General features: G+C 63.2%; 21 protein-coding genes and 4 tRNA genes. 21 read left to right on the top strand and 4 right to left on the bottom strand.

Features of this window, described 5'->3' with window-relative positions:
• Positions 1 to 6: 6 nt before the first annotated feature.
• The 11 genes from MFF62_RS17940 to nagZ all read left to right on the top strand — a co-directional run bounded on the left by MFF62_RS17940 (position 7) and on the right by nagZ (position 11,046).
• Positions 7 to 1,086, top strand: a complete 1,080-nt coding sequence (locus MFF62_RS17940) for a MucB/RseB C-terminal domain-containing protein (protein WP_238264482.1) — start codon at positions 7 to 9, stop codon at positions 1,084 to 1,086.
• Between the two features lie 130 nt (positions 1,087 to 1,216).
• The gene (locus tag MFF62_RS17935) at positions 1,217 to 2,704 is read left to right on the top strand and encodes a DegQ family serine endoprotease (RefSeq protein ID WP_238264481.1); all 1,488 of its coding nucleotides are present in this window, start codon (positions 1,217 to 1,219) and stop codon (positions 2,702 to 2,704) included.
• Positions 2,705 to 2,959: 255 nt separating this feature from the next.
• Positions 2,960 to 4,753 carry a translation elongation factor 4 gene (lepA, locus tag MFF62_RS17930; protein WP_238264480.1) on the top strand — a complete coding sequence of 598 codons (1,794 nt, stop codon included), beginning with the start codon at positions 2,960 to 2,962 and terminating at the stop codon, positions 4,751 to 4,753.
• A 58-nt stretch (positions 4,754 to 4,811) separates the two neighbouring features.
• The gene (gene lepB, locus MFF62_RS17925; RefSeq protein ID WP_238264479.1) at positions 4,812 to 5,711 is read left to right on the top strand and encodes a signal peptidase I; all 900 of its coding nucleotides are present in this window, start codon (positions 4,812 to 4,814) and stop codon (positions 5,709 to 5,711) included.
• A gap of 124 nt (positions 5,712 to 5,835) precedes the next feature.
• Positions 5,836 to 6,156: a DUF4845 domain-containing protein gene (locus tag MFF62_RS17920; protein ID WP_238264478.1), complete on the top strand. Its 321-nt coding sequence runs from the start codon at positions 5,836 to 5,838 to the stop codon at positions 6,154 to 6,156.
• Positions 6,157 to 6,160: 4 nt separating this feature from the next.
• Positions 6,161 to 6,931, top strand: a complete 771-nt coding sequence (gene rnc, locus MFF62_RS17915) for a ribonuclease III (RefSeq protein WP_238264477.1) — start codon at positions 6,161 to 6,163, stop codon at positions 6,929 to 6,931.
• The gene (gene era, locus MFF62_RS17910; RefSeq protein WP_238264476.1) at positions 6,928 to 7,866 is read left to right on the top strand and encodes a GTPase Era; all 939 of its coding nucleotides are present in this window, start codon (positions 6,928 to 6,930) and stop codon (positions 7,864 to 7,866) included. Before rnc ends, era begins: the two co-directional genes overlap by 4 nt.
• Positions 7,867 to 7,871: 5 nt before the next feature.
• Positions 7,872 to 8,756, top strand: coding sequence for a DNA repair protein RecO (gene recO, locus MFF62_RS17905; RefSeq protein ID WP_238264475.1), 885 nt, complete (start codon positions 7,872 to 7,874; stop codon positions 8,754 to 8,756).
• A 26-nt stretch (positions 8,757 to 8,782) separates the two neighbouring features.
• The gene (pdxJ, locus tag MFF62_RS17900; RefSeq protein ID WP_238264474.1) at positions 8,783 to 9,565 is read left to right on the top strand and encodes a pyridoxine 5'-phosphate synthase; all 783 of its coding nucleotides are present in this window, start codon (positions 8,783 to 8,785) and stop codon (positions 9,563 to 9,565) included.
• A complete protein-coding gene (acpS, locus tag MFF62_RS17895; protein WP_238264473.1) occupies positions 9,562 to 9,990 on the top strand; it encodes a holo-ACP synthase in 429 nt (142 codons plus the stop codon). The genes pdxJ and acpS overlap by 4 nt, the downstream gene beginning before the upstream one ends.
• Positions 9,991 to 9,996: 6 nt before the next feature.
• On the top strand, positions 9,997 to 11,046 hold the full coding sequence (nagZ, locus tag MFF62_RS17890) for a beta-N-acetylhexosaminidase (RefSeq protein ID WP_238264472.1): 1,050 nt from the start codon (positions 9,997 to 9,999) through the stop codon (positions 11,044 to 11,046).
• A gap of 74 nt (positions 11,047 to 11,120) precedes the next feature.
• Here nagZ and efp read toward each other — a convergent pair whose 3' ends face one another.
• On the bottom strand, positions 11,121 to 11,681 hold the full coding sequence (gene efp / locus MFF62_RS17885) for an elongation factor P (RefSeq protein WP_238264471.1): 561 nt from the start codon (positions 11,679 to 11,681) through the stop codon (positions 11,121 to 11,123).
• Between the two features lie 125 nt (positions 11,682 to 11,806).
• The gene (gene earP, locus MFF62_RS17880) at positions 11,807 to 12,958 is read right to left on the bottom strand and encodes an elongation factor P maturation arginine rhamnosyltransferase EarP (RefSeq protein WP_238264470.1); all 1,152 of its coding nucleotides are present in this window, start codon (positions 12,956 to 12,958) and stop codon (positions 11,807 to 11,809) included.
• A gap of 127 nt (positions 12,959 to 13,085) precedes the next feature.
• On the opposite strand from earP, the gene uvrC reads away from it, so the two are divergent.
• The 6 genes from uvrC to MFF62_RS17850 all read left to right on the top strand — a co-directional run bounded on the left by uvrC (position 13,086) and on the right by MFF62_RS17850 (position 18,146).
• Positions 13,086 to 15,146 (top strand): excinuclease ABC subunit UvrC, encoded by a 2,061-nt coding sequence (gene uvrC / locus MFF62_RS17875; RefSeq protein WP_238264469.1) that lies wholly within the window; start codon positions 13,086 to 13,088, stop codon positions 15,144 to 15,146.
• 137 nt (positions 15,147 to 15,283) lie between these two features.
• Positions 15,284 to 15,883, top strand: coding sequence for a CDP-diacylglycerol--glycerol-3-phosphate 3-phosphatidyltransferase (pgsA, locus tag MFF62_RS17870; RefSeq protein ID WP_238264468.1), 600 nt, complete (start codon positions 15,284 to 15,286; stop codon positions 15,881 to 15,883).
• Between the two features lie 180 nt (positions 15,884 to 16,063).
• Positions 16,064 to 16,139: transfer RNA gene (locus tag MFF62_RS17865), tRNA-Gly, on the top strand.
• A gap of 83 nt (positions 16,140 to 16,222) precedes the next feature.
• Positions 16,223 to 16,298, top strand: a tRNA-Gly gene (locus tag MFF62_RS17860).
• A 138-nt stretch (positions 16,299 to 16,436) separates the two neighbouring features.
• A tRNA-Cys gene (locus MFF62_RS17855) sits at positions 16,437 to 16,510 on the top strand.
• Positions 16,511 to 16,901: 391 nt separating this feature from the next.
• Positions 16,902 to 18,146, top strand: coding sequence for a cation:proton antiporter domain-containing protein (locus MFF62_RS17850; protein WP_238264467.1), 1,245 nt, complete (start codon positions 16,902 to 16,904; stop codon positions 18,144 to 18,146).
• On the opposite strand, the gene MFF62_RS17845 is transcribed toward MFF62_RS17850, so the two are convergent.
• Positions 18,134 to 19,075, bottom strand: coding sequence for a LysR family transcriptional regulator (locus tag MFF62_RS17845; RefSeq protein WP_238264466.1), 942 nt, complete (start codon positions 19,073 to 19,075; stop codon positions 18,134 to 18,136). The genes MFF62_RS17850 and MFF62_RS17845 overlap by 13 nt on opposite strands.
• Positions 19,076 to 19,179: 104 nt before the next feature.
• Here MFF62_RS17845 and MFF62_RS17840 point away from each other — a divergent pair, with 104 nt between their 5' ends.
• Entirely contained in the window at positions 19,180 to 20,271 is a 1,092-nt protein-coding gene (locus MFF62_RS17840) for a YeiH family protein (protein ID WP_238264465.1), read from the top strand.
• A gap of 45 nt (positions 20,272 to 20,316) precedes the next feature.
• Here MFF62_RS17840 and MFF62_RS17835 read toward each other — a convergent pair.
• Positions 20,317 to 20,403 (bottom strand) — tRNA-Leu (locus MFF62_RS17835).
• Between the two features lie 196 nt (positions 20,404 to 20,599).
• Here MFF62_RS17835 and MFF62_RS17830 point away from each other — a divergent pair.
• From MFF62_RS17830 to MFF62_RS17820, 3 genes are all read left to right on the top strand, one after another.
• Positions 20,600 to 20,974 carry a hypothetical protein gene (locus MFF62_RS17830; protein ID WP_238264464.1) on the top strand — a complete coding sequence of 125 codons (375 nt, stop codon included), beginning with the start codon at positions 20,600 to 20,602 and terminating at the stop codon, positions 20,972 to 20,974.
• A 285-nt stretch (positions 20,975 to 21,259) separates the two neighbouring features.
• The gene (locus MFF62_RS17825) at positions 21,260 to 21,526 is read left to right on the top strand and encodes a hypothetical protein (RefSeq protein WP_238264463.1); all 267 of its coding nucleotides are present in this window, start codon (positions 21,260 to 21,262) and stop codon (positions 21,524 to 21,526) included.
• A gap of 206 nt (positions 21,527 to 21,732) precedes the next feature.
• On the top strand, positions 21,733 to 22,140 hold the full coding sequence (locus tag MFF62_RS17820) for a heme-binding protein (protein WP_066730950.1): 408 nt from the start codon (positions 21,733 to 21,735) through the stop codon (positions 22,138 to 22,140).
• Positions 22,141 to 22,242: the final 102 nt, after the last annotated feature.

Below are 22,242 nucleotides of genomic sequence, written 5' to 3'. Positions count from 1 at the left end.
CCGGACATGCATAAAGGACCGTCGCCCGCCGATGTCGTGGGTGCACACGGAAAGAAGGGCCTGCGCAGGTCCTTTTTTCTGGCCTTGTGTCTGACCGCTGCTGCAGCGACTGCGCAGCCGTCTGATAGCACGCTGAGCCGCCGCGATGCCACCGCGTGGCTCACCAAGATCCACCGTGCGGCGCAGCGCGAGAATTACGTCGGAACGCTGATCTACCAGCGCGGCAGCGTCATGCATGCCTCGCGTATCCAGCATTACAGCGACCTCGTGAACAACGAGTACGAGCGGCTGGAAACGCTCGACGGCAAGCCGCGCGAAGTCTTGCGCCAGAACGATGTGGTGCACAGCCTGATTCCCGAGGCAAAGCTCGTCGTGATCGAGAAACAGGAAGCCAAGGATCGCTTCCCGGCGCTGCTGGCGACGAACAAGAGCGACGTGCTCGATCTGTACGACATGCGCAAGCTGCCGGCCGAGCGTGTGGCCGGCGTCGAGTGCGAAGTGTTCTCGCTGGAACCGCACGATACGGCCCGCTATGCGGTGCGTCTGTGGGCCGACAAGAATTCCGGCCTGCTGATGCGCGCGCAGACGATCGGCGAGGGCAACAAGGTGCTCGAGCAGGTGGCGTTTTCCCAGGTCGATATCGGCGTGCCCTCCGACAAGCAGCGCATCCTCAGTGCGATCAAGGGCGCGAGCTCGTGGAATCACTACGAGGTTAGCTATCAGCCGGCCAATATTGCCGATGAGGGCTGGACGATCAATGCGCCGATCAAGGGTTTCCAGAGAATTCGCGAAGTCCGCCGTCCGCTTGGCGAACTGCGTGCCCCGACACTAGGCAGCAAGCCGGCCGGCGTGTTCGAGGTATTGCAGGTGGTCTACAGCGACGGCCTGACTGGCCTGTCGGTGTTTATCGAGCCGGTTTCCGAACAGCGCGCGCGCCGCGAAGGCGTGGCTTCACTGGGTGCCACCCAGGTGGTGGTGCGACGGGTGAACGACTACTGGATTACCGTGGTCGGCGAAGTGCCTGCCGCCACTGTGAAGCAGTTCGCAGCCGGCGTGGAGTACCGTCCGCCCAAGGCGCTACACTGAACGAATCTTGGCGTGGCGGCGACGGGGCAGCGAATCCCGCGCCGGACCACCAGGCAGTGCGCTTCGCAGGTGCTCGGCCCAGCCAGCCGCGAAGCATCCGTTTCTCGCTGATTCTCCCGGGAGTTCGTCGATGATTTCCAGATCCCCCGCCCTGGCGCGGGCCATGGTCATGGTGGCCATGCTCGTGCTTGGTCCGGCCATTTCCGAACTGGGTCATGCCCAGGCCGCGGCTTCGAATTACAACCTGCCTGATTTCACGGACCTGGTGGAAAAGGCCAGTCCCGCCGTGGTCAATATCCGCACCACCGAGCGGATCCGGTCGCGCGGCAACTCGCCCGAGGACGACGAAATGGCGGAGTTTTTCCGCCGCTTCTTTGGCGTGCCGATGCCTGGCGCCCCGACGCCGCCCCGGCGCGGTCAGCCGCAGACCCCGCCGCAGGGTGAAGAGCAGAGCCGGGGCGTGGGTTCGGGCTTCATCATCAGCCAGGACGGCTATGTGATGACCAACGCCCACGTGGTGGCCGATGCCGAAACAATCTATGTCACGCTGCCCGACAAGCGCGAGTTCAAGGCCAAGTTGATTGGCTCGGACAAGCGTACCGACGTGGCGCTGCTGAAAATCGACGCAACCGGCCTGCCGCGCCTGGCCCTGGGCGATTCGGACAAGATCCGTCCCGGCGAATGGGTGCTGGCCATCGGCTCGCCGTTTGGCCTCGACAACAGCGTGACCGCGGGTATTGTGTCGGCCAAGGGTCGTGATACCGGTGATTACCTGCCGTTCATCCAGACCGACGTGGCCGTGAATCCCGGCAACTCGGGCGGCCCGCTGATCAACCTGCGCGGCGAAGTCATCGGCATCAACTCGCAGATCTACAGCCGCAGCGGCGGTTACATGGGCATCTCGTTCGCGATTCCGATCGACGAAGCGATGCGCGTGACGGAGCAGCTGAAGGTCAGCGGCAAGGTGACGCGTGGCCGGATCGCCGTGGCGATCAGCGACGTGTCCAAGGAAGCCGCCGATTCGCTGGGCCTGGGCCGTGCCCGGGGTGCCCTGGTGGGCAGTGTCGAACCGGGCGGACCGGCCGAAAAGGCGGGTATCGAGGCGGGCGACATCATCCTGAAGTTCAATGGCCGTGATATCGAGAAGGCATCCGACCTGCCGCGCATGGTGGGTGATACCAAGCCCGGAACGCGGGTGCCGCTGCAGGTATGGCGCAAAGGTCAGACGCGCGACGTGCAGATCACCGTGGCCGAGCTGGAGCCTGACAACGCCAAGACCGCGTCCCGCAAGGGCGACCGCAAGGGCAACAGCGGCGACGAGCAGTCGGCTGCCAAGCCCAACGCACTGGGCCTGATCGTCAACGACATCCCCGAGGCCCGCCTGCGCGAGCTGAAGGTCAAGTCCGGCGTGGAAGTGGAGACGGCGGACGGCCCTGCGGCGCGTGCCGGTATCCGTCCGGGCGACGTGATCCTGCGCGTGGGTGACACCGACGTGACGGGCGCCCGCCAGTTCAATGACCTGGTCAAGGGGCTCGACAAGAACCGCATGGCCGCCGTGTTCGTTCGTCGTGGCGACGCGACGCAAGTACTGACCCTGCGGCCCAGCCAGGGCCGCTGAGGCTTCGGGCGCCAGCGGGCGCCCGAAGCCGCAAAGGTCGCGCCGGATGCCCTCCGGCGCGACCTTTTTTGCGAGGTGCATGAAACGCCATCCCGCAAGTCTCCGAATCATGGTCCGCGAAGGCATTTCGCGCGACGGAAGTCCTTGAAAATCCTGTAAAATCGCGGATTGGCGCAAAACCTTGCGCCCCCACTTTTTTGCCGCGCCCGCGCCATCCTGATCTGCCGGACAGCGTTGGCGTTCTCCAGATACTAGATGGACCACATTCGTAATTTCTCGATCATTGCCCACATCGACCATGGCAAATCCACCTTGGCCGACCGGATCATTCAGCGCTGCGGTGGGCTGTCCGATCGGGAAATGGAAGCGCAGGTCCTCGATTCGATGGATATCGAGAAGGAACGCGGCATCACCATCAAGGCCCAGACCGCTGCGCTGAGCTACAAGGCACGCGACGGCAAGGTCTACAACCTGAACCTGATCGACACCCCGGGGCACGTCGACTTCAGCTACGAAGTCAGCCGCTCGCTGTCGGCCTGCGAGGGCGCGCTGCTGGTGGTGGACGCGTCGCAGGGCGTGGAAGCCCAGACCGTGGCCAACTGCTACACCGCGATCGAACTGGGCGTGGAAGTGGTGCCGGTGCTGAACAAGATCGACCTGCCGCAGGCCGATCCGGACAGCGCGAAGCAGGAAATCGAGGACGTCATCGGCATCGATGCCAGCGACGCCACTCCGTGCTCGGCCAAGACTGGCCAGGGCGTGGAAGACGTGATCGAGGCGCTGATCGCCAAGGTGCCGGCGCCCAAGGGTGACGCAGACGCGCCGCTGCAGGCGCTGATCATCGATTCGTGGTTCGACAACTACGTGGGCGTCGTGATGCTGGTGCGCGTGGTGAACGGCGTGCTGCGTCCCAAGGACAAGGTCCTGCTGATGGCCACGGGCTCCCAGCATCTGGTGGAGCAGGTTGGCGTGTTCTCGCCGAAGTCGGTCCAGCGCGACGCGCTGACGGCGGGCGAGGTGGGCTTCGTGATCGCGGGCATCAAGGAACTGAAGGCCGCCAAGGTGGGCGACACGATCACCACGATGGCCAAGCGTGCCCCCGAGCCGCTGCCGGGCTTCAAGGAAGTCAAGCCGCAGGTGTTTGCAGGCCTGTATCCGGTGGAATCGAACCAGTACGAAGCACTGCGCGAATCGCTGGAAAAGCTGCGCCTGAACGATGCATCGCTGCAGTTCGAGCCCGAAGTGTCGCAGGCACTGGGCTTTGGCTTCCGTTGCGGTTTCCTGGGCCTGCTGCACATGGAAATCGTGCAGGAGCGCCTGGAGCGCGAATTCGACATGGACCTGATCACGACCGCGCCGACCGTGGTCTATCAGGTGCAGCAGCGCGACGGCACGACGGTCACTGTGGAAAATCCGGCCAAGATGCCCGATCCGAGCCGGATCGACGCGATCCTGGAGCCGATCGTCACGGTGAACCTGTACATGCCGCAGGAATATGTCGGGTCGGTGATCACGCTGTGCACGCAGAAGCGTGGCTCGCAGATCAATATGAGCTACCACGGCAAGCAGGTGCAGCTCACGTACGAAATTCCGATGGCGGAAATCGTCATGGATTTCTTCGACCGCCTGAAGTCGGTGTCGCGCGGTTATGCGTCGATGGATTACGAGTTCAAGGAATATCGCCCGTCGGACGTGGTCAAGGTGGATATCCTGATCAACGGCGACAAGGTCGACGCGTTGTCCGTGATCGTGCACCGCTCGAACTCGCAATACCGTGGCCGCGAAGTCGCTGCCAAGATGCGCGAGATCATTCCGCGCCAGATGTACGACGTGGCCATCCAGGCGGCGATCGGCGCGAACATCATCGCGCGTGAAAACGTCAAGGCGCTGCGCAAGAACGTGCTGGCCAAGTGCTACGGCGGCGATATCTCGCGCAAGAAGAAGCTGCTGGAAAAGCAGAAGGCAGGCAAGAAGCGCATGAAGCAGGTGGGTACCGTGGAAATCCCGCAAGAGGCCTTCCTGGCGATCCTGCAGGTGGACGAAAAATAAGCGCACGCACTGGCAATAACACGCCGGCGAAAACCAACAAACATCATTTCAAGCCGTCATGAATTTCGCACTGATCCTTTTTGTGCTGGTGGTCATTACGGGCATTGCCTGGGTTGCTGACAAGCTGGTATTCGAGCGTCAACGCCGCAGCACGACGCAACTGGCGCTGGCTGAATTCGACGCCCAGCGCCAGCACATGCAGGTGGTGCAGGCGGGTCCGGAGCTGGATCGTTCGCGTGCGAAGCTGGCCGAGGAAAAAATGCGCCAGCCGTGGTGGCTCGAATATTCGGCGAGCTTCTTCCCGGTGATCCTGGCGGTTTTCGTGCTGCGCTCGTTCGTGGTGGAGCCGTTCAAGATTCCGTCTGGCTCGATGATCCCGACGCTGCTGATCGGCGATTTCATCCTGGTGAACAAGTACGACTACGGCATTCGCCTGCCGGTGGTGAACAAGAAGATCATCGATATCGGCGAACCGCAGCGCGGCGACGTGATGGTCTTCCGCTACCCGAAGGACGAGTCGCTCGACTACATCAAGCGCGTGATCGGGGTGCCGGGTGACGTGGTGCGCTACGAGAACAAGAAGCTGACCATCAACGGCAAGCCGGCGGAATACAGCGCGCTGCCGGATTATCTCGATGAAGAGCGCCTGTCCTATTCGAAGCATTTCACCGAAAAGCTGCCGGACGGCCCCGAACATGGCATTCTGAACGACTCGGACCGTCCCGCCTTCGTGGCTGGCGCCGATCCGGATTTTCCGTTCCGCGAAAACTGCACTTACAATCAGCAGGGACTGACGTGTAAAGTGCCGGAAGGTCACTATTTCGTCATGGGGGATAACCGTGACAACAGCCTGGATTCCCGATACTGGGGCTTTGTGCCGGACAAGAATATCGTCGGCAAGGCTTTCATGATCTGGATGAATCTGGGCAATTTCGGGCGCGTGGGGTCGTTCAAGTAATACGCTTGGGGATGCCGCGCAGCGCAAAACACTCAATAAAGAGGGCAGCGCAATGGGTCAGAAGTCTTTGGGTTACAGGGGGAAAGTCCGCGTTTCTGTGAAGAATAAGTCACGTGGATTTTCGATGGGTTCGATGCTGGTGGTTGTCGCGCTGGTGCTGGCGGTAGCGTTGCCGGCGGTAAAGTCGATACCCAGCATGCTGGAATATTTCTCGGTCAAGCGCGCGACGAATTACGCGCGCGACCGGTCGAATAACCGCAAGGAAGTGGCGGCGAATTTCGACAAGCAAGCCCAGATCGACAATATCAGTTCGATCCGGGGCGAGGATCTGGATGTGAACGAGGACGAGGCCGGGCGGATTCGCTCGATCGGCTTCGAGTACCGGACCGAAGTCAAGATCTATGGTCCGTTGAGTTTTTTGATTACCTATTCGGGAACGCAGTAAAGACATGACCCTCGATGCCTTGCAGCAACGTCTCGGCTACCGATTCAGCAAGCCCGAATTGCTGCAGCAGGCGCTCACGCATCGCAGTCACAGTGCAAATCACAACGAACGCCTGGAATTCCTGGGCGATTCCGTGCTGAATTGCGCGGTGGCGGACATGCTCTACGGCATGTTCGGCAAGCTGGACGAGGGCGACCTGTCCCGTGTGCGCGCCAATCTGGTCAAGCAGCAGGCGCTGTACGAAATCGCGCAGATGCTGCAGTTGTCCGATGCGCTGCGGCTGGGCGAGGGCGAGCTCAAGAGCGGCGGTTTCCGCCGCCCGTCGATCCTCGCCGACGCCCTTGAAGCCATTGTTGGCGCGGTGTTCCTGGACAGCGGGTTCGATGCCGCCCGGGCGTTGATCCGCAAGCTGTATATCCCCATTCTGGAGCAGGTGGACCCGCGCACGCTGGGCAAGGACGCCAAGACGCTGCTCCAGGAGTACCTGCAGGGTCACAAGATTGCCCTGCCGCAGTACAACGTCATCGCCACGCACGGTGCGGCGCACAGCCAGCAATTTGAAGTCGAATGCATCGTGCCTAAACTGGAGGTGCGCGTGTTCGGTACCGGGGCCTCGCGCCGCGCGGCCGAGCAGGCGGCGGCCAAGCTGGCGCTGGACGAAGTCCAGAAGCTCGTGCCCCAGTTGCTCAAGCGCAGCCGCGCCGAGCGAACGGGCAAGACACGCAAGCAGCCGGTACCACCGGATCCCCAGTTGTCTCTCAGGTTGAAGGAATGACCGATTCTCTCCCTCCGCAGCAGCCTGCGGCGGACCCCTCCGGCGCCCCGGCTTTCCGCTGCGGCACCGTGGCCATCGTTGGCCGCCCGAACGTGGGCAAGTCCACGCTGATGAATGCACTGGTTGGCCAGAAGGTCAGCATCACGTCGCGCAAGGCCCAGACTACACGGCATCGTATCGTCGGCATCCAGACCACGGATGACACGCAGTTTGTGTTCGCCGATACCCCGGGTTTCCAGACGCGTCACGCCAGTGCGCTGAACCGCTCGCTGAACCGGGCGGTCACATCGACGCTGTCGTCGGTGGATCTGGTGCTGTTTGTCGTCGAAGCCGGCTATTTCGGCCCCGATGACGAGAAAGTGCTGACGCTGCTGCCGAAGAACACGCCGGTGCTGCTGGTTTGCAACAAGCTCGACCGCCTCGGCGAGGGCCGCACCGAAGTCATGATGCCGTTCCTGGAACAGATGGGGCAGCGCTTTCCGTTTGCGGAAGTGGTGCCGATGTCGGCCAAGACGCACGATCATATCGACCGCCTGCTGGCCATCATCCGCCCGTACCTGCCCGAAGGCGAGCCGATGTACGACGTCGATGCGATGACCGATCGCAGCGAGCGGTTTCTGGCATCGGAAATCATCCGCGAGAAGGTGTTCCGCTGGACCGGCGACGAGTTGCCGTACACGAGCACGGTCGTGATCGACAAGTTCGAGACGGAAGGCCGGCTGCGTCGGATTTTCGCCACGATCCTGGTCGAGCGTGACGCCCACAAGGCAATGATCATCGGCAACAAGGGTAGCAAGCTCAAGCAGATTTCCACCGAGGCCCGCCTCGACATGGAAAAGCTGTTCGATGGCAAGGTCTACCTGGAGATGTGGATCAAGGTCAAGAGCGGCTGGGCCGACAACGAAGCGAGACTGCGCGCCTACGGCTACGAGTGAGCAAGATGCCTGACGTGCGCCGCGCCGCCGCGCCGCGTGCGCGCAGTGCCGACCCGATCGCCGAAGAAGCCGCCGAGGTGCTGGAGTCTGGCGCGATCCCCGCGCTGAACCCGGCCGTGGCGGCCGGGCGCGAGATGATGGATCGCGCGATGCGCATCGTTCCGGCCCGCTCGGAGTTGCGCGTCACCAACGAGGCGGGGTTCGTGCTGCATGCCTATCCCTACCGCGAAACCAGCCTAATTCTCGACGTCTTCACGCGCGACCACGGCCGCATGGCCATGGTGGCCAAGGGCGCCAAGCGCCCGCACTCGGCGCTGCGCCCGGTGCTGCAGCATTTCCATCCCATCTCGCTGTCGTGGACCGGGCGCGGCGAAGTCAAGACGCTGACCAAGGCCGAATACGTGGGCGGCATGCTGCCGCTGGCCGGCGACGCGTTGCTGTCGGGCTTCTACCTGAACGAACTGCTGCTGCGGTTCTGCCCGCGCGAAGATGCGCATCCCGCGCTGTTCAAGCACTACATGATCACGCTGACGCGGCTGGCCCATGGTGAATCGGCCAGCCTGGTGCTGCGCAGCTTCGAACGTGTACTGCTGCAGGAAACCGGCTTCGCCGTTGGGTTCGATCAATGCGTCAAGTCGGGCGAGCGCGTGCAGCCGGGGCTCGACTACGTCTACCAGCCAGAGCGCGGCGTGCGGCGCGCCCATGCCAGCGATCCGTCGAGCTGGCCGGTGGTGGCGGGGCAGACGCTGCTTGATATGGCGCAGGACGACTACTCGCGCGCACAAACGGTTACGCAAAGCCGCGCACTGATGCGGTTCCTGCTGCATTATTATTTGCAGGGCGAGCCGCTGAAAACGCGCCAGATCCTGATTGATCTGCAATACCTCTGATTCCCAAATTCTTTGAGCAAGCTGGCATGATCTTCCACGCGAATCCCGGGGTCATCGACCTTGGCATCAATATTGATCACGTTGCCACGCTGCGCAATGCGCGCGGCACGGTCTATCCCGATCCGATCCAGGCAGCGCTGCAGGCCGAAGAGGCCGGCGCCGACCTGATCACGCTGCACCTGCGCGAGGACCGCCGTCATATTCGCGATGCCGATGTGCGCGCGCTGCGGCCAAAGCTGACCACGCGCATGAACCTGGAGTGCGCGATCACGACGGAAATGCTCGACATCGCCTGCGAGATCAAGCCGCAGGACGTGTGCCTGGTGCCCGAGAAACGCGAGGAAGTGACCACCGAAGGCGGCCTCGACGTGGCGGGACATTTCGAGCAGGTCAGCGCCGCATGCCGGCAACTGGCCGACGCCGGCATCCGTGTGTCGCTGTTCATTGACGCGAATCCAGAGCAGATTGCCGCCGCCGCTGCGTGCAAGGCGCCGGTGATCGAGATTCACACGGGCGCCTATGCAGAGGCGCATACGCCGGCCGAGCAGGAAGCGGAATTCCAGCGCGTGGCGCAAAGCGTGAATGCCGGACTGAAGCATGGTCTGGTCGTAAACGCCGGCCATGGCCTGCACTACACGAACGTCCAGCCCATCGCCGCGCTGCCGGGCATCAAGGAGCTGAACATCGGGCATGCCGTCGTGGCGCATGCGGTGTTCGTCGGCTGGCAGAACGCGGTGCGCGAGATGAAGGCCATCATGGTTGCCGCGCGCCTGGGCACCCGCTATCCCGTGCCAGGGCAGGCAGCGTGATCTACGGCATCGGCACCGACATCATCCAGATTGATCGCGTGCAGGGCGTGATGGAACGCACGCGTGGCCGCTTTGCGGAGAAGGTGTTGGGGCCGCGCGAACTGAAGGTCTATCACGCACGCAAGGCGCGCTCCGAAAAACGTGGCCTGGCATTCTTGGCCACGCGCTTCGCGGCCAAGGAGGCTTTCTCGAAAGCCATTGGCCTGGGCATGCGCTGGCCGATGACCTGGCGCGCGATGGAATTGCTGAACCTGCCTTCCGGCGAGCCGACTCCGCAGTGCGCGGGAGAACTGGCCGACTGGGTGCGGGAACGCGGCCTGACCATTCGGGTCAGTGTCAGCGATGAACATGAGTATGCGGTCGCCTTCGCGATCGCGGAGCGGACCGGCCAGCCCGGGACGCTGCCTGAACCAGCCTCGAACTGAATCGATATGAACAATAAAGTGTCCGGCAAGCGCCCGGGTCCCGTGGTGCTCGATGTCGTGGGCAAGCAGCTCAATGCCGACGACGAACGACGCATTGCCCATCCGCTGACCGGGGGCGTGATCCTGTTCGCGCGCAACTTCGAATCGCGCGCGCAACTGGTGACGCTGACGCGTGCAATCCGCAATGTCCGCGACGATGTGCTGATCTGCATCGACCACGAAGGCGGACGTGTACAGCGCGCCAAGACCGATGGCTTCACGCACCTGCCGGCCATGGCCAAGCTGGGTCAGCTGTGGGACCGCGACGTGCTGCTGGCTACCAAGGCCGCCATTGCTTGCGGCTATGTGCTGGCAGCCGAGCTGCGCGCCTGCGATATCGACCTGAGCTTCACGCCGGTGCTGGACCTGGACTTCGGCCGCAGCGGCGTGATCGGCGACCGCGCGTTCCACGCCGATCCGCGCGTGGTCACCATGCTGGCCAACCATCTGACGCACGGCCTGCTGCTGGCGGGCATGGCCAACTGCGGCAAGCACTTCCCGGGACACGGCTACGTGGAGGCCGACTCGCATGTGGCCGTTCCGGTTGACGAGCGCCCACTCGACGAGATCCTCGCGCATGACGCGCGCCCGTACGACTGGATGGGCCCGGCCCTGGCCTCGGTCATGCCGGCCCACGTCATCTATCCGAAGGTGGACCCGAATCCGGCGGGCTTCTCCCGCCTCTGGCTGCAGGACATCCTGCGCGCCCAGATGGGTTTCGAAGGCGTAATTTTCAGCGACGACCTGAGCATGGAAGGTGCCAGCGTGGCTGGCACCGTGACGCAGGGCGCCAAGGCCGCGCTCGATGCCGGGTGCGACATGGTGTTGATCTGCAACAGCCCCGAGAAGGCCGACCAGTTGCTGGCCGAACTGGGCACGCCGGCCGGCAAGGCATCGCAGCGCCGTATCCGCAAGCTGTTTGGCCGCAGGAAGCCGCTGGACTGGAACAAGCTGGAGCAGGAAGGTGAGTACCGCGCCGCGCTGCGTCTGCTCAAGGATCTGGAACTAGTCCGCTAAGCCGCCGGCAAGACTGGCGGGCAACAAAAAAGGCAGCCGAGGCTGCCTTTTTTGTTTGCATCGCGCCGTGAAGCTTAGTTGGCGCGGCTGCGGTATTCGCCGGTACGCGTGTCGATTTCGATCTTGTCGCCAATGTTGCAGAACAGCGGCACTTGCAGTTCGAAGCCGGTATTGATCTTGGCGCCCTTGAGCACCTTGCCCGACGACGTGTCGCCCTTGACGGCCGGTTCCGTGTAGATGATTTCACGAACCAGCGTCGTCGGCATTTCCACCGAGATAGCCTTGTCGTTGTAGAACACCACTTCCACGTTCATGCCGTCTTCGAGGTAGTTCAGCGAGTCACCCATGCTGTCCTTCTCGACTTCGTACTGGTTGAATTCGGTGTCCATGAACACGTACATCGGGTCGGCGAAGTACGAGAACGTGCATTCGCGACGATCCAGCACCACCACTTCGAACTTGTCGTCGGCCTTGAAGACCGACTCGCCCGGGGCTTCCGTCAGCAGGTTCTTGTACTTCATCTTGACGACGGCGGCGTTACGGCCCGACTTGTTGTACTCGGCCTTTTGAACCACCATCGGGTCGGAACCGATCATGAACACGTTGCCGACGCGGAGTTCCTGTGCGATTTTCATCTGAACTGTCTTCCTGAAAAAAATGGTCCGGGCGTTAGGAAGCCCGGAAATCGGTATGGCGAAGGCGCGCAGCCGGCAGTTTGTTCTTGGGCCTTGAAACTTGGCTCGCCATCAAAATCAACCCGCTATTTTACCTGATTTTCGCCAAAAGCCACCAGATTCGCTGCCAGGTCGCCCAAGTGCTGCAATTGCCGCTGCCAGCGGTCCATGCCGGCCGTCAACGCCGGCAGTTGTGCGTGTAACGACGCCCAGTCGGGCGCGTTGCCATAGCCGTTCCAGGCATGCGAGAACGAGGTCAGCGCGGCGGATGCCTCCGGCGCCACGCCTGCGCGCGCGAACCGGGTCAGCCAGGCATCGAGTTTGATGTGGTGCGCATTGTCTTCCTGGGGATAGATCTGCCAGATCATCGGCCGTGCGGCCCAGTGGGCCCGCACGCAGGAATCCTCGCCGCGCACGAAATTGATGTCGCAGGCCCATAGCAGCTCGTCGTAGTGTTCCTGACGAACAAACGGAATGCCGTGGACCACGAGATTGCGGCGATAGTGCGTGGTGCCCGGCGCCAGGTCGGCGCCCAGCCATTCGGCGATCTGCGTGGCGGCCAGCCCCTGGGGGACAAAGCACTCGATGGTCGTGCTGCCGTCGCGCCATTGCTCCAATAGCGCGGGCGTGGCCGGGTTGGCGTAGGCGAAGAGACTGACCTTCAGCGCTCCACCGGTCGGCTGCACGCCAAGCCGATGCCAGAGCGTGGCCTGGGCGGCGGGGCTGGTGCGAAACGTGTCGCGCGATGCGCCAAGCATCGATTCGCGCAATAGCCCGCCTGTGCCTCGGGCAAATCCGGGGAAGAAAAAGTACTTGGTCAGAGGCAGGCGAGGGTGGGGCGATGCCATGGCGTGGTGCTCGCTGACCCAATCCTCGGCGCTCAGGTATTCCAGGTTGATCCAGACCGGCTTGCGCGGCGCGCTGGCCATCGCGGCCAGAAGCGTTTCGGGCAGGTTGCAGGCGAAGGCTTCGATCACGGCGTCATGCGGCGCTGGTGCCTCGAACGGGCTGCCGGGCCGGGGATCCCATTGCCTGACGTCGACGCCCGACAGGCGCTGGTGCGCGGCGGTCGGGTCGATTTCGGGCGCCAGCCGGGTGAAGCTGGCCAGGTCGTCCACCCAGAGCCGTACCGCATGGCCGTGTTCCTGCGCCAACTGACGCGCCAGCCTCCAGCAGACGCCGATGTCGCCGAAGTTGTCGATGACGGTGCAGAAGATGTCCCAGGATCGGATTGCCATTGGTGCGTGCAGTGACGGGTCGACCGCCAAGAAGGCGGCGGACGAATTGCTCTAAACTTGCGATTCTAGGCCAGCGCCCTGTGTGGGCGCATCAAATGGCGCACCCTATTCGTCCAATCCTCCCCCGATGCCCGAGCAGGAACCCGTCCCCCCGACCGATCCCGTATTGTCCGAATCCAGCGCTGCGCCGGTGACGACGCCCGAGCCGTCCGATGCGCCGGACTTCGACCCACGTCCCATCCTGGCACGGATGCCGGGTCTGCCCGGGGTCTATCGCTACTTCGATGCCGACGGCAACGTGCTCTACGTGGGCAAGGCGCGCGACCTGAAGAAGCGCGTATCGAGCTATTTCAACAAGACCCAGCTATCGCCACGCATTGCCATGATGGTGGGCAAGATCGTGCGGATCGAGACCACCGTGGTACGCACCGAGGCCGAGGCCTTGCTGCTGGAGAACAATCTCATCAAGGCGCTGGCGCCGCGCTACAACATCCTGTTTCGCGATGACAAGTCGTATCCGTTCCTGAAGCTGACGGGCCACAAGTTCCCGCGCATGGCGTACTACCGTGGGGCGACCGATCGCAAGCACCAGTATTTCGGGCCGTTCCCGAGCGCGCATGCCGTGCGGGAAAGCATGCAGATCCTGCAGAAGGTGTTCCAGTTGCGCACCTGTGAAGACACCGTGTTCAACAACCGCACGCGACCGTGCCTGCTGCATCAGATTCATCGCTGCACGGCGCCGTGCGTGAACGCGATTTCGCCGGAAGACTATGCGCGCGACGTGGGCAACGCCGCGCGATTCCTGCAGGGCCGCGAGACCGAGGTGCTGGAAGGTCTGCAGCAGAAGATGGAGTCGCACGCAATGCAGCTTCAGTTCGAGCAGGCCGCGGCGGTACGCGACCAGATTGGCGCGCTGTCGACGGTGCTCAAGCGCCAGGCGGTGGAAGAGGTGGGTCAGGCGCGCGACATCGACGTGCTGGCCGTGGCGGTGCAGGGCGGCCGTGCGTGCGTGAACCTGGCCATGGTGCGCGGCGGGCGGCATCTGGGCGACAAGGCCTATTTCCCGGCCCACGCTGACGAGGCGGCCATGATCGTCGAGGAAAGTGACGACGCCAGCGATGACACCGGCGAGGTGGCGGGCGAGGCGGGCAGCGAGGCTGTTGTCGTTGATGCTGGCCCGCTGTCGGTCGACCGGATCGCGGCGCGGGTGCTGTCGGCCTTCATGGTCCAGCACTACCTGGACCAGGCGCCGCCGCCGATCATCGTGGTCAGTCATCTGCCCGCCGACGGGGCCGTGGTGGAGGCGTTGTCGATGCAGGCTGGACGCAAGGTCGCGCTCGTCAAGCAGCCACAGGGGCAACGCAAGGTCTGGCTGGAGATGGCGACGCAGGGTGCGGGCCTGGCGCTGGCCCGACGGCTGGCCGAGCAGGGCAGCCAGGAGGCGCGCACCCGCGCACTGGCGGAGACCATCTGTCTGGATATGGAAGACCTGGCCATGCTGCGTATCGAATGCTTCGATATCAGCCATACGGCGGGCGAGGCCACGCAGGCGTCATGCGTGGTGTTCCATCACCACGAGATGCAGAACAGCGAGTATCGGCGCTTCAACATCACGGACATCACGCCCGGCGACGACTACGCGGCGATGCGCCAGGTGCTGACGCGTCGTTACCAGAAACTGGTGGAGCAGATTCAGGAAGACGGCGGCGACCCCAATGCAGAAGGGGCCGAAGGCGTGCCTCGCATGCCGCGCGTGGTCCTGATCGACGGTGGCAAGGGACAGGTCGAGGTGGCGCGGCAGGTGTTCGAGGAGTTGGGGCTCGATATCGGCTTGCTCGTAGGCGTGGCCAAGGGCGAGGGCCGCAAGGTGGGGCTGGAGACGCTGGTGTTTGCCGATGGCCGTCCGTCGCTGGAACTGGGGCAGGGCAGCGCGGCGCTGATGCTGGTGGCGCAGATCCGGGACGAAGCCCACCGGTTTGCGATCACGGGCATGCGCGCCAAGCGGGCCAAGGCGCGCACCACATCGCGGCTGGAGGAAATCGAGGGCGTTGGCGCGCGGCGTCGGCAAAGGTTGCTGACGCGGTTTGGCGGCCTGCGCGGCGTGATGGCGGCCAGTATCGACGAGATTGCCAGCGTGGACGGCATCTCGCGCACGCTGGCCGAGGAAATCTATCGCCAGCTTCACTGACGTCGGGCCCTGTGCGGGTGTTGGGCGCCTATCGGCCTGAAATTTACGGGTTCGGGCCGAAATCGGCGACAATCGCGCAATCCGCCTTGGCGACCACATCGCAGACCGCCAGTTTCTGGCGCCAGAACGCACCGCCCATGCCCCTGAACATTCCCATCCTGCTGACCTGGCTTCGTGTGGCCATGATCCCGCTTGTCGTCGGGGTCTATTACCTGCCAGAGGCGTGGCTGCCGATGCATACCAAGAACGTGACGGCGGCGTCCTTCTTCATCATTGCCGCAGTCACTGACTGGCTGGACGGCTTTCTGGCCCGGCGCTGGAACCAGACCTCGGCGTTCGGCGCCTTCCTGGACCCCGTGGCTGACAAGCTGATGGTCACTGCGGCGTTGCTGTCGCTGCTGGCGCTGGGTCGCGTGGCCGACCTGATCGCGCTGGTGATCATCGGCCGCGAAATCACGATCTCGGCACTGCGCGAATGGATGGCGCAGATTGGTGCCTCGAAGAGCGTGGCCGTCAACTTCCTGGGCAAGCTGAAGACCACGGTGCAGATGGTGGCCATTCCACTTCTGTTGTTCAACGATTCGCTGTTCGGCCTCGACGCATCGATGCTCGGTACGTTGATGATCTACGTGGCGGCGGTGCTCACGCTGTGGTCGATGTTCTATTACATGAAGCTCGCGTGGCCGCAGATTCGCGAGCGCAGTGATGCGCTGAGCGGGGCACGTACGCAAAAATGAAAAACCACGCAAAAAGTTGTTGACGAGCCGGTTCGTCCTTTGCAATAATCTCGTTCTCGCTGCTGACGACGCAAACGAAAGCAGCAAGAAAGGCGGTACTTAGCGTAAATTGTCAGCATAAAGCTGCGCAGTTAAAAGAAGTTGCGCGATAGTCTGCTTTTCGGTAAGATGCAGGGCCCTGCGGGAGTAGCTCAGTTGGTAGAGCGCAACCTTGCCAAGGTTGAGGTCGCGAGTTCGAGACTCGTCTCCCGCTCCAGGTTAATGGCATCCGGTGACCTGATGAAGTTGATCAGATCGGCGGAACGGCAGCGCAAGTTGCCATGGCAGTAAAAGTTGTACGCGGGAGTAGCTCAGTTGGTAGAGCGCAACCTTGCCAAGGTTGAGGTCGCGAGTTCGAGACTCGTCTCCCGCTCCAATCCCAAAGGGAAGCAGCGCTTCCCTTTTTCATTAGCGGTATCGCTGAATTAGCGGTATCCATGTTGGGATGGTGTCCGTTGCAGTGCGCGAGTACGACCAGCGCAGCGAATCCGGATACAATCCAGCATCGTCACCTGGCGGGGTGGCAGAGTGGTTATGCAGCGGCCTGCAAAGCCGTGTACGCCGGTTCGATTCCGACCTCCGCCTCCAGTTTCAAGCCGACGGCGCCCATGTGGCGCCGTTGTGTTTTCCAGCGCCGGTATTCGCCAAAATCCCCAGGTTTCTTAACCTTGCTCTCGTCCTGAGCGGCGTGCATCGCATGTTACATTACGTCATGCCGTACGCATCCGGGACGGCGCCTGTCGTGGCAAGCCACCTCGCGTAGTCGTATTCCGGTGCATTCCTTCCGCCGCGGCGCTCGACGATTCGTCACGCACCCGCGGCCAGCGGCTCGCTCTTCCCCGTACCACGAGCAATATTCGATCTGCTTTTCTTTTTTCCCATGGCGGCGTGCGCTTGCGCGGCGCACACGCGGGAAGGCAGGCGGGCGCGCCGTTGGTTCATCCCAGATCATCGAGACAACCGGAAAGGACCCAGCCGCATGCACCACGCCACTCCACTTATCAGCACCATCGTTGGCGGCATCGTGCTGGCGTTCGTCCTGGGCGCCATCGCCAACCGGTTCCGACTGCCGCCGCTGATCGGCTACCTGTGCGCCGGTATCGTCGTGGGGCCGCATACGCCCGGCTATACGGCGGATCAAGCATTGGCTCCGGAACTGGCGGAGCTTGGGGTGATCCTGCTGATGTTCGGCGTGGGCCTGCATTTTTCGGTCAAGGACCTGCTGGCCGTGAAGAAGATCGCGATTCCGGGGGCGATCGTGCAGATCGGTATCGCCACGGCCCTGGGCATGCTGGTGGCGTGGGGTTTCGACTGGCATTGGGGGCAGGGCCTTGTCTATGGGCTCGCCCTGTCGGTGGCCAGTACCGTCGTGCTGCTGCGCGCCCTGCAGGAGCGTGACCTGATCGAGTCGCAACAGGGGCGTATCGCCGTGGGCTGGCTGATCGTGGAAGACCTGGCGATGGTCCTGACGCTGGTGTTGCTGCCTGCGCTGGCTGGCCTGCTCGGTGGCGGGCCGCAAGGCGAGGCCGCCGGTGCATCGGCGCCCACCACGATGGACGTGCTGATCGAGATCTTCGCCACGCTGGGCAAGGTGGCGGCTTTCGTGGCGGTGATGATGGTGATTGGACGGCGGTTCATTCCGTGGATGCTCGAACGCATCGTCTGGACCGGCAGCCGCGAACTGTTCCGCCTGGGTGTGCTTGCCGTGGCGCTGGGCGTGGCATTCGGCGCGTACTCGCTGTTTGGCGTGTCCTTTGCGCTGGGTGCGTTCTTCGCCGGCATGGTGCTGGCCGAATCGGAGTTCAGTCACCGGGCCGCGGAGGAATCTTTGCCCTTGCGTGATGCGTTCGCCGTGCTGTTCTTCGTGTCGGTCGGCATGCTCTTCGACCCGATGGTGCTGGTGAACGACCCGTGGGGCGTACTGGCGACGCTGCTGATCATTGTGGTGGGCAAGTCCGTGGCCGCGCTGGGCATCGTGCGCGTGTTTGGCCACAGCAACCGCGTCGGGTTGACGATTGCCGTCAGCCTGGCGCAGATCGGCGAATTCTCGTTCATCCTGGCCAGCCTTGGCGTCTACCTGAACATCCTGCCCGAGCGCGGCCAGGCGCTGATTCTCGCGGGTGCACTGCTGTCGATCCTGCTCAACCCCGTGCTGTTCCACTTGCTCGACCGGTACTCGGCACGCGTGGATGGCAAGAAGCAGGGCGATCCTCAGCCGGCCTGATCCGGCGTCACGGCGGCGGTCACCACCGGGGCCGCGCCGCGCAGGTACTCCGTGAAGGCGAGCAGTCCCTGCGTGGGGAATTTGTCCTGATGGACCACCAGCTGCAGGGGGCGAATCACACGCGGCAGGCCGCTGCGCAGCGCCACCAGCAACCCACGCTCGATTTCGTCGCGGACCACATGTAGCGACAGGCAACTGACGCCAAATCCGCTCATCACGGCGCGCTTGATCGCCTCGGCGTTGCCCAGCTCCAACGCAAAACGTAGCGCGCCGAGTTCCGGCACCAGCCGCGCCTCGATGATCTCGCGCGTGCCCGACCCGGGTTCGCGGACGATCCAGTCGGCTTCGCGCAACATGTCGTGGAGGATGGCAGGGTCATCGCCGATCTTCGCCAGCGGGTGCGACGGACCCACGATGACGGCCATCTCGTCGTCGCACCAATGCACGCTGCGCAGGTCGCGCTCGTGGCTGGTCCCTTCGATCAGGCCGATATCGGCCTCGAATTTCATCAGTGACTGCAGCACGTCCTGCGTATTGCCGATGCGGAGATCGAGCGTGCACGGGCCGGTCTGCGCATGGCGGAACCCTGCCAGCAGCGCGGGCAGGATGTAGCTGCCAATCGTGTTGCTGGCCGCGATGCGCAACTGCACGCCGCCTTCCGAAGCAAACCGTTCCAGTTCATGTGCCTGATCCAGCAGCGACAGGGCACGCGGGAAAAACTGGCGGCCTGCTTCGTTGATGGCCAGGCGCCGCGCCACGCGGTCAAACAAGGCGCCGTTCAAGGCACGTTCGAGCTCGGATAGCGATGCGCTGACGGCCGACTGGGACATTGCCAGCGAGTCGGCGGCCGCGATGGTGCTGCCGTGCTGGGCAACGGCAACAAATACCTGAAGCTGGCGCAAAGTCAGGCGGAGCGGGCGCTGTTCCATGTTCTATCGATATAACTGATTACGCATAACGATATTACCCGTTTTACGGGTTACGAGCGGGTGCGTACTCTGCAATACATCGAACAAAAACCCAAGTCGCTGCCATGTCCACGGCTCCTGCCCCCCACTCGATCCCGGTTGCCATTGCCCCGTCCACGCTGACGTTGTGGCGCAAACGCATCCTGACGCTGGTGCCCTTGGGCGCTATCGCCTGGCTGGCGCAGGTGTTGGCCGACCATCCCGCCATTTCCCAATATGGGCTGTCGGCGCTGACGCTGGCGATGTTTGCCGGGATGATCGCCGCCAACACGATGCCCAAGCACTGGCTGACGCCGCTGGCGCCGGGCATGCAGGTGGCCCGTCACCACATGCTCAGGCTCGGCGTGGCCTTGTACGGCCTGCGTCTGACCTTCGGCGCGATTGCCGCGCTGGGTGTCGGTGGCGTGGTGGTGCCCCTGCTGATGCTGGTGGCGACGCTGCTGTTCGGCACCTGGGTCGGATCGTCGTTTTTTGGATTGAGCCGCCGCGAGGCCATTCTCGTCAGTGCCGGCAGTGCGGTCTGCGGCGCGGCGGCAGCCATCGCGGTGTCTTCCGTCGTGCGTACTGATGATCGCCAGACTGCTGTTGCCGTAGCCACGGTCGTGCTGTTCGGCACGGCTGGCATGCTGCTCTACCCGTGGATCTACGAACTGGCCACGCAACATTGGCACCTTGCAATCAGCGAGCGCGCATTCGGTATCTTCACCGGTGCGACGCTGCACGAGGTGGCGCAGGTGATCGCTTCGGGCAAGATGGTCAGCGATGCCACGGCCGATGCCGCCGTGGTGGCGAAGATGGTACGTGTTCTGGCACTTGGCCCGCTGCTGCTGATCATGGCGCTCTGGCCGCGCACGAGCTGGTCGCAAGAAGCTGGTGGCACGCGCAACCTGAAGGGACTGCTGCGTTCGGTGCCTTGGTTCGCGGTGGGGTTTGTCGCGGTGATGGCGCTGAATTCGGCCGAACTGGTGCCGATGACCTGGAAGCCCGCGCTGACGGCGCTGGACAACTGGCTGCTGGCCTGCGCGATGCTTGCCATCGGCCTGCATACGCGCATCGGCGATCTGCTGCGCGCTGGCCGCAAGCCGCTGGCGCTGGCCGGGCTGCTGTTTGTCTTCCTGATGGTGGTGGGCGCTACGCTCTGCGCGATCCTGGTCTGATCGACTGACGGGCGCTGAGGCGGGAAATCTGGAGGGGGAGAGCGTTGGTGCGGCCGACGGGGGTCGAACCCGTAAGCCCGTAAGAGCGGCAGATTTTAAGTCTGCTGAGTCTACCAATTTCTCCACGGCCGCACGGCAAGCCCGGTATTGTGGTGGCTACGACGACAGTAAGCAAGCGAATACGTCGCACGCCATATGTGATCCCGCTGTTACCGGCGGTAACAATGTCAATACCTCCGTTTCACCTCGGAATCGGTGACCTCGTACAATAACGAGTAACAGGACTGCACCTAGCACCTGTTTCTTCCTAACTCATAGAGGCACGATCATGAAACGTTGGTTGTTCGCAGCATTCGGTGTAGCCGCCGCGCTGGCGTCGGGCGCTGCAATGGCGCGTGTGAACGTCGACGTCGCGATCGGTGTTCCTGGCGTCGTGGTGGGTGGTCCTGCGTACTATCCGCCGGCACCTGTCTACTACGCACCGCCCCCGCCTGTCGTGGTGGCACCGGCTCCGGTCTACTACGGTCCGCCTCCGGTGGTGGTCCGTCCGGCTCCGGTCTATTACGGCGCGCCGCGCTACTACGGCGGTGGTCCTCGCTACTACGGTGGTGGCCCGCGCTACTACTACGGCCCGGGCTGGCGTGGACGCGGCGGCTACGGATACGGTGACGGGCACGGCCACGGTCATGGGCATCACCACTGATCGATGATCCGTCCCAGATCATTGAAAGACATTTGTTGAAAAAGCCCCTCACGGGGCTTTTACTTTTTCCGCGTCATGCGATCCGGCGTGGATGCGCATGACGCAAGTAGGTTCCCGGCAAAAATCGTCGCTCAAAGTTTTTGATGCGTCTGGTCAAGCCTTCTGGATTTTGTACTACGGGTTTCCCCCTAAACTGACCCATGTGACGTCGCTCCCACAGCAAGGCTCCCAGGTTTCGCAGGCTGATGGCGCGGCGCCCGTCGTCAAACAGAATAGGGGATTCACATGGCTTTCAAACAACGCCTGGCATCGGCTCTCGCAATCGGCGCGCTTGCCGCGCTTTCGACCTCGGCTTTCGCCGCACCGGTCAAGTACGACATATACAGCGGTGGGCAGCGTGCCACGGACACGCGCGATGTGTATCTGGATGGCGCTCGCATCAGCAACCGCGATGGTTTCACTGACGGGGCGCGCGCTACCGGGTCGCGTGACGTCTTTTCGGACGGCGCACGTGTCAATGACCGGCGCGACTCGTTCACGGACGGTGCCTGACGCCCAGGGGTATTCGCCTCATCAGATAAAGGCTCGCCACAGGCGGGCCTTTTTCATGCCCGAACGACCGTGCGGGCAGGGCAGGCGTTGAGCGTCAAGCCATCACAAGGTGAAGCACTTTCAACCTCGGCGGGTCGCCAATCGGCCATTTTCGGCGGGACTGGCGCGATATACTGCAGTCTCAACCCTGACCGATGGAGAGAGGTATGCAGCAGAAAACCGTACTGACGGCTGATGACGTGAAGAAGGTGCTGGTCGCCGCCGAGGCAGAGGCCACGGCCAACAACTGGGCTGTCACGATTGTTGTCGTCGACGACGGTGGCCATCCGCTTGGCTCGATCCGCCTTGATGGCGTCGCGCCGATCTCGGCCTACATCGCCACGGAAAAGGCGCGCACGGCGTCGCTGGGCCGTCGCGAATCGAAGATCTACGAAGACATGATCAACAACGGCCGCTACTCGTTCATGACGGCACCGGTGCTGCAAGGCATGCTCGAAGGTGGCGTGCCTATCGTCGTGAACAACCAGGTGGTGGGTGCCGTGGGCGTGTCGGGCGTGAAGTCCACCGAAGACGCGCAGATCGCTCGCGCTGGTATCGCCGCGCTGGGCATCTGATTTGGAAGCGGGGTGCCGGTGCTTGTGCGCCGGCACCATGCAAAAGCCCCGCAGGCGCAATGCCTGCGGGGCGGAATAAAAAGGTGGCATGGCTGGCATCGG

The organism is Cupriavidus pauculus, from assembly GCF_022179805.1.
GTDB lineage: Bacteria > Pseudomonadota > Gammaproteobacteria > Burkholderiales > Burkholderiaceae > Cupriavidus > Cupriavidus pauculus_E.
Note: the sequence above shows the minus strand (reverse complement) of the source record. Positions and strands in the feature narration are given on the sequence as shown.